We start from the raw sequence: 16,632 nt of genomic DNA on the forward strand, positions 1-16,632 counted from the left end.
GGTTTTTATTCCGCTCAAACTGAGTAGCGGTTTGACAGGAAAGCACCACGAAATCTGCCACTACTCATACAATTTACAGTTGTGAAAAATACTGAACTGTAACAATAAAAGACCTATGAATATTAAGAAAATAATAACAGATAGACATTATCAAACTTGGCCTAGTTGGCATATTATTTATGAATGGGAAAATGAGATCTCAAAATCGTTAAATCTACCTCTCAAGAATAGCCCTGGAATAAATAAATATATTTTCTTTCTCGTTAAAAATTTGAAACGAGTTAACAAGAAATTATTTAAAGGTCGATTTGATTCATTTTTGAACGAAATATTAGTTCTCAATGCTAAAAATTCGTTTTATTTTGAAATGCATCCAAAGGGTCATAAACAATTCTCGAACTTTAGAAAAACAATCCCAATAATTGTTGATTTTTTTAGTAAGTCAAAGATTGAGTTTTATAAAGAAATGTATGCAGACTGTCCTTATCTATTAATCACAAGTCTCGAGGTATTGAATTTCCTTGAAGAAAATCATATTAAAACTAAATTGATTCATTTTCCAATAAGTTTACCTTCAATGTATAAATTATTACCAAATCAATTTATTGAAAAAAAGTATGATATTGTATTAGCAGGAAGGACAAATGTAGTTTTATGGGATTACCTTAAAAGGTATGAAAAATCACATCCAGAAGTTGAATATCTCTATCAAATTGAACAAAATGGAGAGTTATATTATAAGAGTAACTTAAATGGTATTATTGGAAATTTTCATACTCGTCAAGAGTATATTAATCTAATAAAATTAGCAAGAATCTCTTTCTATTCAACACCGGGAATAGATGGAGGAGAAAAAAGAACAAATGGATTTAATCCTGTTACTCCAAGATTTTTAGAGTTATTATCTGCGGGTTGTCATATTATAGGAAGATATCCTAAAAATAGCGAAACTGATTATTATAAATTAGAAACAATTTGTCCTTCAACAAATTCTTATTCTGATTTTAAAAATCAATTAAATATTGTATTAAATTTAGACCCACCTATAAAAAGAAATTCTGAATATCTTGAGAATCATTACACATCAACTCGAATTGAAATTTTAAAAAAAATAAATGAATAAATCTATTGTTATCACAAGTATTTTTGAACCTACTGAGGCCGTTAAAGCTTTTTCACAATTAAAAGGTTATGACTTGATTATTATTGGTGATAAAAAATCACCAATAAAATGGGATTGTAAAAACACAACTTATCTATCAATTGATGAGCAATTAAAATTAAACTTTCAATTGGTGGAATTATTGCCATTTAATCATTATTCAAGAAAAATGTTGGGTTACCTTATAGCTATAAAGAATAAATCAGATTTTATTATTGACACTGATGATGATAATATTCCTAAAGGAAATTGGAATTTCCCTTCATTCAACAAAGAATTTGATTGTATAACTGAAGACAATGGATTCGTTAATATTTATCAATTATTTACTGAACAAAAAATTTGGCCAAGAGGTTTACCATTAAACTTAATAAATACCAACTATAATTTCAATGAATTAATTTCACAGAAAGAATGTAAAGTTGGAGTTTGGCAAGGTTTAGCAGATGAAGACCCTGACGTAGATGCCATTTATCGTCTAACTCTTGATGTACCATGCTATTTTAATGATAGAAGACCTATTGTACTTTCTAAAGGAACAATGTGTCCTTTTAATACTCAAAATACAATTATTATAAAAGAATTATTCCCTTTATTATATTTGCCTACATACGTCACGTTTAGATTTACAGACATTTTACGCGGACTTATTGCCCAACCTATAATGTGGTTATATGGCTATCAACTTGGCTTTACAAATGCAACTGTAATACAAAAAAGAAATCCACATGACTATAAGAAAGACTTCATTTCTGAAATCCCAATGTATGAGAATTGTGATGAGATAATAGAAATTGTGAGTAATGTTATATCTGCAGAAAATAATATTTCCGATAATCTTCTATTGGCTTACAAAGCATTATTGAATAAATCAATCGTAACTAAAAATGAATTAATCACACTAGAGGCTTGGCTTGGCGACCTTAAAAACTTGTGCTAACACCTCATAAAATTTATGCCCACATTTAAACTAAATAATGAACCGACAAACATTCAACTAGCGATTTGCTACGTCCGAAAAATCTCCGATTTTCCAGTCGCACAAATCTTATATAACCAGTTGTTTGCAACCTAAAAAACCAGCTGACTAATAAATAACTAATGAAACTAGTAACAAGAGATGATATTGAAAATTGGGCAAGTACAGCTTTATCAAAAACTGACTTACCATATCTAATTTCAAAACTGGTAAGAGCAACAACACCGCTTAGCACACAAGTAAATTTCCCTTCCGGAAGCACAGCATTCACAGGTGGTTGGGATGGTATATGAAGAAAAGACACCTTATGTACCTAAAGGAGTTTCTTTGTATGAATTTGGAACCGAGAGTAACCCCAAGGGAAAAGCTGAAAAGGATTATAATAAAAGAAAAAAACATTCCCTTGGCTACGACCCTAAAGAAAGTGTATTCATTTTCATTACTCCAAGGTTTTGGAAATTTAAGGAAAAGTGGGTAAAAGAAAAGCAATCTGAAGGGTTTTGGAAAGATGTTAAGACCTATGATTCATCTGATATAGAACAATGGCTTGATATTGCAGTATATGTCTCTGGCTGGTTTGCCAATTACCTTAGAAAAGCTCCTCTAAATGGAGTTGATATAGCCGAGCTTTTTTGGAGATATTGGTCGGAATATGCAGGAATAAATATTCTACCTGAAACCATAGTTTCAGGTCGTGAAAACGAACAAGAAGAAATATTTAAATTCATTAATGATAAGCCAAATATATCCTCTCTGAAAGCCGCTACAAAGAATGAGGCTATTGCCTTTATTATAGCATCGGCTAAACTTTTCCCTGAAAAAGAATCAGAAATATTTTTCTCAAAAGCTTTAGAAGACCTGAACTAAAAAACAACTCTTTTATTCTTTCTGATTTATAATCAAATTTAGTAAAAGACAAACTTAAGATGTGTATAATTAATTGCTGCGGAATTTCCCTTCGGAAATTCACGCGAATTAATTATCTTTCCGCTACGGCGGAAAGTGGATCGCACTTTTAACCGCAAAAAATCATACACAAACACGTTCTACGCAATTTGAGAAAAATTTTGCATTTATACCTATTTTTGGTATATTTGAATTAAATTAGTATTAAAATGAACAAAAACACATCAATATCACTCGGAAACTATTTTGACCAATTCGTTCAAAGTAGCGTTAATGAAGGACGATTTAAAAATGTTAGCGAAGTTGTTCGTGCTGGATTAAGGCTTTTGGAAGAAGAAGAAAGTAAAGTTATAGCTTTGAAAAATGCAATTCAAGAAGGAATTGACAGCGGAATTGCTTACGATTTCGACCCAAAAAAACATCTTGAATCACTAAAGGCGAAAAAACACTCAAATGCCTAATTATCAATTAACGAATAAGGCTGTTGCTGATTTATCAAAAATTTGGGAATACACATTTGAAGTTTGGTCAGAAAAACAAGCTGATAAATATTACGATGGAATAATTTCATATTGCGAGGAAATAGCTGAAAATCCAGAAATAAGAAAAAATTATGAAGGTATTTCAAAGCAACTTTTGGGAATAAAAACAAATCGACATATAATATTCTACAGAACTTTAAACAAAGATTATGTTGAAATAACAAGAATATTACACGAGAGAATGGATTTAAAAAAAAGAATAACTGAATAAAAACTGCGTAGAACACCGTGTATAATTAATGGCTAGTTCTCGCTTACTTACGAAAATCCTCGCGGATTTTCTACCTGCCTACCGGCAGGCAGGTTCGGTTTTTATTTGCTAAATTACGTCCTTAATCACACAACTACTCATAGCCGAGATAGTTGTGCTTCATTATCTGAAACCGATAAACAATGATACAATTCTTTCGAAAAACACAATACGGCCTTATGAAAAAAAATAAAACTGAAAAATACTTTAAATCTCCCTTAGTAAAGAATTCCTTTATTTTTATTGGCATTTTAACTCTCCTTATTGCTAGTTGTGCTCCTTTAGAGAAACCAACAAATCCATATTTGAAGGCTAAAAACGGCTATGTACAAGTAGAAGGTGGAAAAATTTGGTACGCTATAACTGGAGAAGGCGACAACACTCCTTTGCTGTATCTTCATGGAGGACCAGGAGGTACAAGTAATTTTAACTTGTCTGAAATTGCTGATGAACGACCAGTAATCGTATTTGATCAATTAGGAAATGGAAGGTCTGACCATCATAAAGATACTACGTTACTTAAAGTGCATAAGCTTGTTGAACAAGTACGTGCTATTAAAACTACATTGAAGTTAAATGAATTTTATTTATCTGGAGGATCTTGGGGTACAGCTTTGGCTCTTGAATACTATAATAAATATCCTGAAGGTGTGAAAGGACTTATATTTAACAGCCCTTATTTTAGCACCAAGATTTGGACTGATGATGCTGACATACTTATAGCTGCATTACCTGATTCTATTCAATCTGCCATCAGAATTGCAGAAGCTGACAGTATTTTTGAAACGGATTCGTATGCCAATGCCAACAAGGTTTTTGCAAAAAAACACGGAAGGAGAACTGCGTATAAAAAGCATCCATCTGATACTCTAAAATATACACGAGATTCATTTATATACAACTTTATGTGGGGTCCAAGTGAGTTTACTTCAACTGGAACACTAAGAAATTACGACATTCACCAAACTCTTAAAGACATCACAGTTCCTGTATTATTTACTACTGGAGAATTTGATGAAGCGCGTCCAGAGACGGTTAAGAAATTTAGTGAAATGGTACCGAACTCTACAATGGTAATAATTGAAGGAGCTGGACATTCTACTTCTAATGATAATCGACCAGCGCTGATAGCTGCACTAAAACAATTTTTGAAGAATCAAAAAAAATAGAAACTAAATAAAAAAATGAAAGTACTTGGTTTGATAGGAGGAACATCGTGGCATTCAACTATAGAATACTACAGATATATAAATCAGTATGTGAATACACATTTTGGAGACAATACGAATCCGCCTTTATTGGTTTATAAAAGTAAGATGAATAATTTTTTCATGATGTCTAATTTATAAGAGTTCAACAATATAAATCAAAAACATGAATTGAGTTCATCCGTTTTTAAGCAAAAAAACGCCTCACAAATGTGAGGCGTTTTTAACACTTAAATATATTTACAAGCAATTAAGCTTGTTGTAATACTTCTTGCACTTTATCTGCAGCTTCTTGAAATTCTGTAGCAGAAATAATTTTCATTCCGCTATTATCAATTAGTTGTTTTGCTTCAACAGCATTGGTTCCTTGCAATCTACAAATAATAGGCACATTAATTTTGTCTCCCATACTTTTGTATGCATCTACAACTCCTTGCGCTACTCTATCACAACGTACAATTCCACCAAAAATATTTACTAAAATTGCTTTTACGTTTTTGTCTTTTAAGATAATTCCGAAAGCAGTTTCTACACGTTGTGCATCTGCTGTTCCTCCAACATCTAAAAAGTTTGCAGGTTCTCCACCAGCTTGTTTAATTAAATCCATCGTTCCCATTGCCAAACCAGCTCCGTTTACCATACATCCAACATTACCATCTAAATCTACATAATTTAAACCAGCAGCATTTGCTTCAACTTCAATAGGATTTTCTTCACGTAAATCTCTCATTAAAGCGTAATCTTTATGTCTAAACAATGCATTATCATCTAAAGTAACTTTCGCATCAACTGCTAAAATTTTAGAATCTGATGTTTTTAAAACCGGATTGATTTCAAACATAGAAGAATCTGAACCGATGTACGCTTTGTATAAAGCAGTTACAAATTTTGTCATTTCTTTTAGAGCGACACCAGACAATCCTAAGTTGAACGCTATTTTACGCGCTTGAAAAGGCATGATTCCTAATAAAGGATCAATCTCTTCTGTGAAAATTAAATGTGGTGTTTCTTCTGCCACAGTTTCAATATCCATTCCACCTTCAGTAGAATACATAATCATATTTTTACCGGTGTTTCTGTTTAATAAAACAGACATATAATATTCTTCTGGCTCAGAATCACCAGGATAATAAACATCTTCACAGATTAAAACTTGGTTTACTTTTTTACCTTCTGCAGAAGTTTGTGGTGTTACCAACATCATTCCAATGATATCATTAGAAATACTTTCTACTTCAGCTAAATTTTTTGCCAATTTAACTCCGCCGCCTTTACCACGTCCACCAGCATGAACTTGTGCTTTAACAACGTACCAACTTGTGCCCGTTTCTACGGTTAATTGTTTTGCTGCATCTACAGCATCTTTATGATTTTTAGCTACAATACCGCGTTGAATTTTAACGCCAAAGCTATTTAAGATTTCTTTTCCTTGATATTCGTGTAAATTCATTTTTAAGAATGTTTTTTAACGCCACAAAAATACAAATTCAAATGAGAATAACGCAGCAATTTTTATAAAATAACATAGAAAAAAGTTGTCTTAATAAAATCATAAATTGGTGAAGAAATTAACATGATTTTATGATAATTACAATATAAGCTAAATATTTTTGCTTTTAAAACCAACCACGATTACTAATGATGATAAAAAGCTCGAAACTATTAGTTCTAATTTCCCTTTTTACAACAACGTTTCTTTTTTCTCAAAGTCATATTCCCAAAAAGATACTAAACATAAAACGCAACACAAACAAGGCACCAAAAATTGATGGTTTGCTTACTGATGCTGCTTGGAAAGGTTTAGAAATTGCAAAAGATTTTGTAATGATGGAACCCAACAATGGCGAAAAAGAAAATCCAGATTACAGAACAAAAGTAAAAGTGTTTTATGATGATGAAGCCATTTATATTTCTGCAATGTTGTACGATCCTAATCCTTCAAAAATAGCAAAAGAGTTTACAAGTAGAGATAATTATGGGCAAGCAGATCTTTTTACAGTAGTATTAAACCCAAGTAACGATGGCGTAAACACAACACAGTTTGAAGTTTTAATTACCGGAACACAGGTAGATGCCAAAGTTACTGATGGAGAAGAAGATAGAAATTGGAGCGCTGTTTGGAAAAGTGCAACAAAAATTTTAGACAATGGTTGGTCTGTAGAAATGAAGATTCCGTATGCTGCTTTGCGTTTTTCTAATGAAGAAATACAAACTTGGGGAATTAATTTTGGAAGAAAAATCATCAACTTAAACTCACAATATTCTTGGAATCATATTGACAATAAAATTGGAAAGTGGACACAATACGATGGGATTTTAAAAGGTATTAGAAATATTGATCCACCAACTCGTTTAAGTTTTTATCCTTATGCTTCTACTTCAGTCTCTCATTATGATGGAGAAACAAAATACAACAACAACTTAGGATTGGATTTAAAATACGGAATTACAGAGAATTTTACACTAGACTTAACGCTAGTTCCAGATTTTGGACAAACGGCTTTTGATAATGTTACCCTAAACCTTGGACCATTTGAACAACGTTTTAACGAACAAAGACAATTTTTTACAGAAGGAACAGAATTGTTTAATAAAGGAAGATTGTTTTATTCTAGAAGAATTGGAAACAGACCTGTTGGTTATTACGACGCCTATGATAATTTAGCCACCAACGAAGAAGTTTATGAAAATCCTAATAAAGTAAACATGTTAAACGCTTTAAAAATTTCTGGAAGAACAAAAGGTGGATTAGGAATTGGTTTTTTTAATGCTATTACAGATGAAACAAAAGCAACCATTAAAAGAACAGTTACCCAAGGAAATACCACCGTAGACGAATATTACAAAAAAGTAACGGAACCTTTTGCCAATTACAATGTATTGGTTTTAGATCAACAATTCAACCAAAACTCTTCGGTAACATTTATCAACACAAGTGTGTTAAGAGAAGGAAAATTTAGAGACGCAAACGTAACTGGTTTGTTATATCATTTAACAAATAAAGCAAATACTTATTTTGCTGATGGATATATAAAAACGAGTAATATTAAAGAAAACGGCACTACAGAAACTGGATATGGATTTGATTCTAGCATCGCAAAAACCGCCGGTAATTGGCAAGGAGAAGTTGGATATAATATGGAAGATGATAAATTTAATTATAACGATTTAGGTTTTCAAAGAAGAAACAATCAACAAACCGTATATGCAATGATGAGCTACCGTATTTTAAAACCAGTTGGTCGGTACAATAGTTTTAAAGTAAATTTTAGATTGTTCAATAGTTTTTTATACAAACCTGGGGTTTACACTGGTAATAGCTATAGAGTAGGTTTTTTTGCAAGCACAGACAAACGTTTTTCTTTTGGACTAAATGCAAAAGGGAAAATTGGTAAGCAAAAAGATTTCTATGAACCTAGAAGAGCAATTACAGAACAACGCTTTTTAGAAAGAAACCCAGAAATTGATTTCGACGGATTTATCTCTACAGATTTTAGAAAAAAGTTTGCATTCGATTTAAAAGCAAACACTAGAAAAGTATTTGGAACAGATCAAACACGATTTGGTTTTGAACTTGGTCCAAGATATCGTTTTAGCGACAAAATGTCTGTTGTATTTAAGTTTAAATACAACAGAGATAAAAATGCAATTGGCTATGCAAATGATGATAATTCTGATATCATTTTCGGGAAAAGAAATTCAGATTCTTACGAGAATAGTTTATCAGGAAAATATAGTTTTAGCACAAAATCTTCTTTATCATTATCGTTTAGACATTATTGGCAAACCGTAAAATACAACAGTCAGTTTTACAATTTAAATACAGACGGAACATTAACAAATCATTCGTACACAGGAAATCATGATGTAAATTACAATAGCTGGAATTTGGATTTGAATTATCTGTGGGAATTTGCTCCTGGAAGTCAGTTAACCGCTTTTTATAGAAATTCAATCTTTAATTCGAACGATCAATCTGCGTTAAATTTCATCAATAATATCAACGAATTATTCAATCAACCTGCCTTGCATACTTTTTCTATAAAGTTTGTTTATTTTATCGATTACAACAACCTTAAAAAGATTTTTTAAGCCTATTTTTTCTTTTATCCGCGAAACTATTAACCATCTAATTGTCCCCTTGAGCGGAGTCGAAAGGTCTATTGATTATCAATATCTTAGCAAGTTATCGACTCCGAACGAACAGGTATTGGTTTCCCTTTTTATGTAATTTTTTTTTACATCAAAAAATCGTTTTAAGATTTAATTAACAAATCAGACTGTGACATTTTATTTTCTAAGAAGTCTTTACCGTAATCAATCAAAACAAATAAAAAATGAAATTACGATCCATCTCACTATTATTTCTCTTAATTTTTCAAGTTACATTCTCACAAATAAAAACAGATAGAAAAAAAATTGCTGCAACAAGAATTACAACTCCACCAAAAATTGATGGTATTTTAGATGATGCCGCATGGAAAAATGCAGAATTGATAAAAGATTTTATTGTCTTTAGACCAGATAACGGAAAAAAAGTAGCTGATGAATATAGAACAATTGCAAAAGTTGTCTACAACGATGATGCCATTTATATTTCTGCAATGATGTATGATCCACATCCAGATAAAATACCAATGCAATTTGCAACCAGAGATAATTTTAGCCAAGCCGATTTCTTTTTGGCAACTATAAATCCAAATGACGATGGTCAAAATCCTTTTGAATTTGTTGTTCAAAGCACCGGAAATCAAGGAGACTCTAAAGTTTCTAACGGAAATGAAGATTTTAACTGGAGTGCCGTTTGGGAAAGTGCAGCAAAAGTAAACGACAAAGGCTGGGCAGTAGAAATGAAAATTCCGTATTCAGCTTTGCGTTTTGCAAATGCGCCAGTGCAACATTGGGGTTTTAATTTTCATAGAAGATTAGAAAGATTAAATGAACAACACACTTGGACGCATATTGACAATGCTGTTGGAAGATGGACACAACATGATGGGTTGATAGAAAATTTGAAAGATATCAAACCACCAACTCGTTTAGGTTTGTATCCATATGCTTCTGCCATTACAGATTCTTACAACGGAAAAACTACAAATGATTGGAATCTTGGTTTGGATTTAAAATATGGATTGTCAGAAAACTTTACATTAGATGCCACGTTAATTCCTGATTTTAGTCAAGCTGGTTTTGATAATGTCGAATTAAATTTAGGTCCGTTTGAACAGCAATATGCAGAGCAAAGGCAATTTTTTACAGAAGGAACCGAGTTATTTAACAAAGGAAGGTTGTTTTATTCTAGAAGAATTGGAAGTTCTCCAATAGATCAATTTGATGTTTCTAGTCAATTAAATACCAACGAAGAAATTATAGATTATCCCAGGAAAGTAACCATGTTAAATGCCATTAAAATTTCTGGAAGAACAAAAAATGGCTTAGGAATTGGATTTTTTAATGCAATCACAGGAAAAACCGAAGCTATCATTAAAGACAACAGTAACGGAAAAACTAGAAAAGTAGTTACAAGTCCGTTTTCTAACTACAATATTTTAGTGATTGATAAGCAGTTCAATCAAAACTCTTCTATCACATTAATCAACACAAATGTTACAAGAAATGGAAATTTTAGAGATGCAAATGTAACGGGATTTCTTTGGCATGTAGAAACTAAAGACAGCAAATATAATGTAGATGGTTCAGTAAAAATAAGTAATATTTTTGATGATGTAAACAATCCAAATACTGGATATACTTATGATACTAGCTTCGGAAAAAATGCTGGAAGATGGAATTGGGAAATCGGTTATAATTTTGAAGATCAAAATTTTAACCCAAATGATATGGGAATCTTATTTAGCAATAACGAACAACAAATTTATGGAAGCGCTGGATTTAGAACATTAAAACCAGAAGGAATTTTTAATAATTATGGTTTTAATTTTTATAACAACTTGCAATATCAATATGAATCTGGAATTTACACAGGCTATCAAGCAGGATTAAACTTTAATGCACAAACTAAAAAAAGATTTAGTTTTGGTGCCAATATAAATTACGGTTCTGTTAGCAAAGATTTTAATGAACCAAGACAAGGAAATACTAGCGGCGTTTATTTCACCAGACCAGAAAGATTGAATTTAAACTACTGGATAGATACAAATTCTCAAAAAAAACTACAAGTAAATTTTAACATGTATTCTTCTACATATTTTAACAATTCAATGAGTAGTTTTGGTTTTGGAATAAGTCCTAATTACCGTTTTAATAATCAGTTTTCTTTAAGCTATAACTTTAATTACAGTAAAACTCTAAACGATCAAGGCTATGTAGATAAAGTTGGTGGCGATATTATTTTTGGAGAAAGAGATAGAAAAAGTTACGTAAACTCAGTTTCTGGGAGATACAATTTTAGCACAAAATCTTCTTTATCATTATCATTTAGACATTATTGGAGTTCTGTAGATTATACAAATAATTACTTTAAACTAAATACTGACGGAAGTTTATCTTCTACAACTTACAACAACGGTAGCGATGTAAACTTTAATAGCTGGAATTTAGATTTAAATTATATCTGGCAATTTGCTCCAGGAAGTCAGTTAATAGCATTGTACAGAAATACAATTTTCAATCAAGATTCTAATTCTAGTTTAGATTTCTTCAAAAATTTAGACAATCTATTTCAGCAACCAAATCAAAATGTGTTTTCATTGAGAGTGGTGTATTATATCGATTACAACAAACTAAAAAACATCTTTTAAGTTCCATTAAATAAATTTAAAGACCTTGTTGTGTGAAAGCTTCAAGGTCTTTTCTGTTTTTATAACATATTTTTAATACTTTCGTTGTATCGATATATTATTATGATAATTGCTAAAAACATACATAAATCTTACGGAAACGTTAACGTTTTAAAAGGGGTAGATTTACACATAAAAAAAGGTGAAGTTGTTGCTATTGTTGGTCCTTCTGGCGCAGGAAAAACAACTTTATTGCAAATAATTGGCACCTTAGACAAACCACAAACTGATATTGATTATGAATTGACTTTAAATGCGACTTCTTTAAAGGGAATTTCTGACAATCAACTTTCTAAATTTAGAAATCAACACATCGGATTTATTTTTCAGTTTCATCAATTATTACCCGAGTTTACTGCCTTAGAAAATGTTTGCATTCCTGCGTTTATCGCAAAAAAAGAAAAGAAGGAAACCGAAAAAAAAGCCAAAGAAATCTTAGATTTTTTGGGCTTAGAAAATCGATATCAACACAAACCAAATCAACTTTCTGGTGGAGAACAACAACGTGTTGCGGTTGCTAGAGCATTGATTAATAATCCGTCAGTAATTTTAGCTGATGAACCAAGCGGTAATTTAGATTCTACTTCTGCAAAAAAATTACACGAACTTTTTTTTCAATTAAGAGATGAATTTAATCAAACCTTTGTGTTGGTTACACACAACGAAGAACTGGCTGTAATGGCTGATAGAACTTTAACAATGAAAGATGGTGTAATTATTTAAAACCATTTTTCTAATTCCTAAAAATGCCACTACACAAAGCCGATTTAAAAGAGTTTTTAGACGAAAAAGTTGTTTTGTACAACAATCCGAAGTTTATTGAATCTGATCCGATTCAAATTCCGCATCAGTTTTCTAAAAAAGAAGATATTGAGATTGCTGGATTTTTAACGGCAACAATTGCTTGGGGAAATCGAAAAATGATTATCAAAAATGCCAATAAATTAATGGAGCTGTTAGACAATTCTCCGCATGATTTTATTACCAATCATCAAGAATCAGATGTAGAACGATTTCAAAATTTTGTGCACAGAACATTTAATTCGGTAGATGCAATTCAGTTTGTAAAATCTCTGCAACACATTTACTTAAATCACAACGGGTTAGAGCAATCACTTGCTATTAGAGATAATACACAAAATTACAGAACAGCAATTTCTAATTTTAAACAATTATTTTTTAAAATTCCACATCAACAAAGAACACAAAAACACATCTCAGATCCTTTAAAAGGTTCAGCAGCAAAAAGAATAAATATGTTTTTACGTTGGATGGTAAGAAATGATGCTTGTGGTGTTGACTTCGGTATATGGAAAACACACAATCCAGCACACATTTCTTGTCCGATTGATGTACATTCTGGAAATGTAGCAAGGAAACTCGGTTTGCTAAAAAGAAAACAAAACGATTGGAAAGCAGTTCTAGAATTGGATGAAAGTTTACGTCTTTTAGATAAAAAAGATCCTTCTAAATACGATTTTGCACTATTTGGATTGGGCGTTTTTGAAAAATTTTAATTCAAAAAAAGTCGATTTAGTTTACTTATATTTGAAATCTAATAAAGATTTATGCAATTTAAACATCCAGAAATTTTATACTTTTTAGGGTTTGTCATCATCCCAATTTTGGTGCATTTATTTCAGTTGAAAAAGTTTAAAAAAACACCTTTTACAAACGTTGCTTTTTTACAAAAAATTGTATTGCAAACTCGCAAAAGTTCGAAGCTAAAAAAGTGGATCATTTTAGCCTCCAGAATACTACTTTTTTCTGCAATCATTATTGCTTTTTCTCAACCTTATTTTAGCGATAAGGAAGCAGAAAAAAAACAACATACTTTTATCTATTTAGACAATTCTTTAAGTTTAAATTCTAAAGGAGAAAAAGGAGATTTATTACAAAACGCCATTAAAGAAATTATAGAAAATAGTTCAGAAAAAGAATCGTACAGTTTACTTACAAATTCTGATTTTCATGAAAACATCAATTCAAATGAGCTTAAAAAAGTATTATTAAATTTACAACCTAACGTTTCTTTTAGAAGTTTAGAGGAAGTTCTACTTAAAACCGAAAGCTTTAAATCAAATAAAACAAAAACTTTATATAAACCAATATTAATATCTGATTTTCAAATAAATAAAAAAAATATAAATATAAATTTTACAAATGTAACAACGCCAATTTCTTTTATAAAACTCAATGTAGCACAAAAAAACAATCTTTCTATTGATAGCGTTTTTATAGACAATCAAAATGATAACAATTTTACAGTAACTGCTCTCATAAAAAATCAAGGGGATTTAAAAAATAATATTTCTATTGCACTTTACAATAATGAATCTGTCATCTCAAAACAAACTTTTTCTATCAAAGAAAATGAAGAAAAAATCATCTCATTCCCTATTCAAAATCAAGAAAAAATAAACAGAAAAATTGTACTTGATTTTGATGATGCTTTTAGCTTTGACAATACATTTTATTTTACTACAAATTCAACTAAAAAAATCAACGTTCTTAGCATCGGAAAAAACACTGATTTCTTGTCTAAAATTTTCACAAAAAATGAATTTAATTTCGATTCAAATTCTTTGCAAAATAGCAACTACAATATATTGCAAAAACAAGAACTTATTATCTTAAATGAACTAGAAAAATTACCTCAATCTTTAATCACATTTTTACAAACTCATTTAAAAGAAGGAAAGAGTTTGGTTATAATTCCGAATGAAAATTCGAACATCAATTCTTACAATGCTTTTTTTAGCAGCATCAAAATTGGAAACATTTTTAATAAAGTAAATGATTCTTTAAAAATTACCAACATCAATTTTAAAAATCCATTTTTTAGAAATGTGTTCTCTAAAGATGTTCAAAATTTTCAATATCCTATTGTAAAAAGCTATTACACATCTAATTTTAAACACGCTTTAAGTTTATTAAATTTTGAAAATCAACAAGATTTTATCAGTCAAATTTCTATTAAAAAGGGCAATATCTTTTGGGTTTCAAGCCCTTTAAACACTAAAGTTAGCAACTTTATAAATTCTCCGTTAGTAGTTCCTGTTTTTTACAATTTCGGAAAGTTGAGTGCCAAACATCCAAAACCATCTTATACAATTGGAGAAACAAATTTTATTGACATTGAAACTATTTTAAAGAAAGATGAAGTGCTAACAATTAAAGACGGCACAACTTCATTTATTCCGTTACAACAATTATTTGCTTCAAAAGTTACATTAGAGACTAAAGACAAACCAAATGAGCAAGGTTTATACACTGTAAATAAAGACAATATTGTTCTCGAAAATATCGCTTTCAATTATAATACATCAGAAAGTAAACTGACTTTTTTAAACATCAAAGAAGAAATTAAAGGTAATAAAAACCTCCAATATTCTGAATCTATTGCAGCAGTTTTACAGAAAAATAATGAGAAAAATAAAGTTACTTGGCTTTGGAAATGGTTTTTAGCTTTAGCTATTGTATCTTTGATCTTTGAAATATTGATTTTAAAATTCTTCAAACCATGAGTACGCTACTAAAATCAGCTACTATAATAGACCCTAGCAGTCAATTCAATAATCAAAAAAAAGACATTTTAATTACCGATGGCGTAATTGAAAAAATCGAAAATTCCATTCCAACCAAACCAAATTACACTGTTGTAAGCTTAGAAAACCTACATGTTTCTTGTGGGTGGTTTGACACCAGCGTTTCGTTTGGAGAACCAGGTTTTGAAGAAAGAGAAACCATTGCAAACGGCTTACAAACTGCTGCAAAAAGTGGTTTTACAACGGTTGCAATCAACTCAAATACAAATCCGTTTATAGACAATAAATCTGCTGTTGAGTTTTTAATCAACAAAGGAAAAGGATTTGCCACTACCCTATTTCCAATTGCTTCTCTAACTCAGAAAAGTGAAGGAAAAGAAATGGCAGAATTGTACGATATGCAACAATCTGGAGCCATCGCTTTTGGAGATTACAACAAATCAATTGCCAATGACAACTTGATGAAAGTTGCTTTGTTATACGCTCAAAATTTTGATGGATTAATTTTAAGTTTTCCAAAAAACAACTCAATTGCAGCTGGAGGATTGGCAAACGAAGGAAACAACAGCACCAAATTAGGATTAAAAGGAATTCCCGCTTTGGCAGAACATTTACAAATTGCAAGAGACTTGTTCTTATTAGAATATACTGGTGGAAAATTACATATTCCCACAATTTCTACAACAGTATCTGTAAAACTAATTAAAGAAGCAAAAAAGAAAGGATTACACGTAACCTGTAGTGTAAGCGCGCATCATTTAACATTAACTGATGATGAATTGCACGGATTTGACAGCAACGTAAAAGTTACGCCGCCTTTACGTACTCAAAAAGATTGCAATGCATTGATCAAAGCCGTAAAAGACGGAATTATAGATATTATTACTTCTGATCACAATCCGATAGATATTGAACATAAAAAAGTAGAATTTAGCGCCGCTAAAAACGGAACCATCGGTTTAGAAAGTTGTTTTGGAGCAGTAAATTCTGTACTAACTTTAGAAGAAAGCATTGAAGCGTTGACCACAAAACCTCGCGCCATTTTTGATTTAGAAACTACCTCTATAACAGTTGGCGAAAAGGCTGACATCAGCTTATTTAATCCTAAGTTAAAATACACATTTGCAAAAGAAAATATCTTATCGGCTTCTAAAAATTCTGCATTTTTAGGAAAAGAATTAAACGGAAAAGCTTACGGAATCTTTGCAAACAATAAATTGGTTATCCATTAAAATTT

General features: G+C 30.9%; 15 protein-coding genes. 14 read left to right on the plus strand and 1 reads right to left on the minus strand.

Features of this window, described 5'->3' with window-relative positions; translation table 11 throughout:
• Positions 1 to 115: 115 nt before the first annotated feature.
• The 8 genes from KCTC32516_RS11290 (at position 116) to KCTC32516_RS11325 (ending at position 5,188) form a co-directional block, all read left to right on the plus strand.
• Positions 116 to 1,123 carry a hypothetical protein gene (locus KCTC32516_RS11290; protein ID WP_301400619.1) on the plus strand — a complete coding sequence of 336 codons (1,008 nt, stop codon included), beginning with the start codon at positions 116 to 118 and terminating at the stop codon, positions 1,121 to 1,123.
• Complete coding sequence (locus KCTC32516_RS11295; RefSeq protein WP_301400621.1) at positions 1,116 to 2,102, plus strand: STELLO glycosyltransferase family protein; 987 nt, start codon at positions 1,116 to 1,118, stop codon at positions 2,100 to 2,102. The genes KCTC32516_RS11290 and KCTC32516_RS11295 overlap by 8 nt, the downstream gene beginning before the upstream one ends.
• Before the next feature lie 161 nt (positions 2,103 to 2,263).
• A complete protein-coding gene (locus tag KCTC32516_RS11300) occupies positions 2,264 to 2,434 on the plus strand; it encodes a hypothetical protein (protein WP_301400622.1) in 171 nt (56 codons plus the stop codon).
• Positions 2,424 to 3,008, plus strand: coding sequence for a hypothetical protein (locus KCTC32516_RS11305; protein ID WP_301400624.1), 585 nt, complete (start codon positions 2,424 to 2,426; stop codon positions 3,006 to 3,008). The genes KCTC32516_RS11300 and KCTC32516_RS11305 overlap by 11 nt, the downstream gene beginning before the upstream one ends.
• Positions 3,009 to 3,256: 248 nt before the next feature.
• Positions 3,257 to 3,508: a type II toxin-antitoxin system ParD family antitoxin gene (locus KCTC32516_RS11310; RefSeq protein ID WP_301400626.1), complete on the plus strand. Its 252-nt coding sequence runs from the start codon at positions 3,257 to 3,259 to the stop codon at positions 3,506 to 3,508.
• Positions 3,501 to 3,800 (plus strand): type II toxin-antitoxin system RelE/ParE family toxin, encoded by a 300-nt coding sequence (locus tag KCTC32516_RS11315; protein WP_301400628.1) that lies wholly within the window; start codon positions 3,501 to 3,503, stop codon positions 3,798 to 3,800. Before KCTC32516_RS11310 ends, KCTC32516_RS11315 begins: the two co-directional genes overlap by 8 nt.
• 218 nt (positions 3,801 to 4,018) lie before the next feature.
• Complete coding sequence (locus KCTC32516_RS11320) at positions 4,019 to 5,008, plus strand: proline iminopeptidase-family hydrolase (RefSeq protein WP_301400630.1); 990 nt, start codon at positions 4,019 to 4,021, stop codon at positions 5,006 to 5,008.
• Between the two features lie 15 nt (positions 5,009 to 5,023).
• The gene (locus KCTC32516_RS11325; protein WP_301400632.1) at positions 5,024 to 5,188 is read left to right on the plus strand and encodes a hypothetical protein; all 165 of its coding nucleotides are present in this window, start codon (positions 5,024 to 5,026) and stop codon (positions 5,186 to 5,188) included.
• Between the two features lie 109 nt (positions 5,189 to 5,297).
• On the opposite strand, the gene sucC is transcribed toward KCTC32516_RS11325, so the two are convergent.
• Positions 5,298 to 6,497, minus strand: a complete 1,200-nt coding sequence (gene sucC, locus KCTC32516_RS11330; RefSeq protein ID WP_301400633.1) for an ADP-forming succinate--CoA ligase subunit beta — start codon at positions 6,495 to 6,497, stop codon at positions 5,298 to 5,300.
• A 188-nt stretch (positions 6,498 to 6,685) separates the two neighbouring features.
• Between sucC and KCTC32516_RS11335 the strand changes: the two genes are divergently transcribed.
• The 6 genes from KCTC32516_RS11335 to KCTC32516_RS11360 all read left to right on the plus strand — a co-directional run bounded on the left by KCTC32516_RS11335 (position 6,686) and on the right by KCTC32516_RS11360 (position 16,627).
• A complete protein-coding gene (locus KCTC32516_RS11335; RefSeq protein WP_301400635.1) occupies positions 6,686 to 9,139 on the plus strand; it encodes a DUF5916 domain-containing protein in 2,454 nt (817 codons plus the stop codon).
• Between the two features lie 245 nt (positions 9,140 to 9,384).
• Positions 9,385 to 11,808, plus strand: coding sequence for a DUF5916 domain-containing protein (locus KCTC32516_RS11340; RefSeq protein WP_301400638.1), 2,424 nt, complete (start codon positions 9,385 to 9,387; stop codon positions 11,806 to 11,808).
• A 102-nt stretch (positions 11,809 to 11,910) separates the two neighbouring features.
• On the plus strand, positions 11,911 to 12,570 hold the full coding sequence (locus KCTC32516_RS11345; RefSeq protein WP_301400639.1) for an ABC transporter ATP-binding protein: 660 nt from the start codon (positions 11,911 to 11,913) through the stop codon (positions 12,568 to 12,570).
• Positions 12,571 to 12,593: 23 nt separating this feature from the next.
• Entirely contained in the window at positions 12,594 to 13,364 is a 771-nt protein-coding gene (locus KCTC32516_RS11350; RefSeq protein ID WP_301400640.1) for a TIGR02757 family protein, read from the plus strand.
• Between the two features lie 51 nt (positions 13,365 to 13,415).
• Entirely contained in the window at positions 13,416 to 15,374 is a 1,959-nt protein-coding gene (locus KCTC32516_RS11355; protein ID WP_301400641.1) for a BatA domain-containing protein, read from the plus strand.
• The gene (locus KCTC32516_RS11360; RefSeq protein ID WP_301400642.1) at positions 15,371 to 16,627 is read left to right on the plus strand and encodes a dihydroorotase; all 1,257 of its coding nucleotides are present in this window, start codon (positions 15,371 to 15,373) and stop codon (positions 16,625 to 16,627) included. Before KCTC32516_RS11355 ends, KCTC32516_RS11360 begins: the two co-directional genes overlap by 4 nt.
• Positions 16,628 to 16,632: the final 5 nt, after the last annotated feature.

It is taken from the genome of Polaribacter huanghezhanensis, assembly GCF_030444335.1.
Classification (GTDB): Bacteria; Bacteroidota; Bacteroidia; order Flavobacteriales; family Flavobacteriaceae; genus Polaribacter; species Polaribacter huanghezhanensis.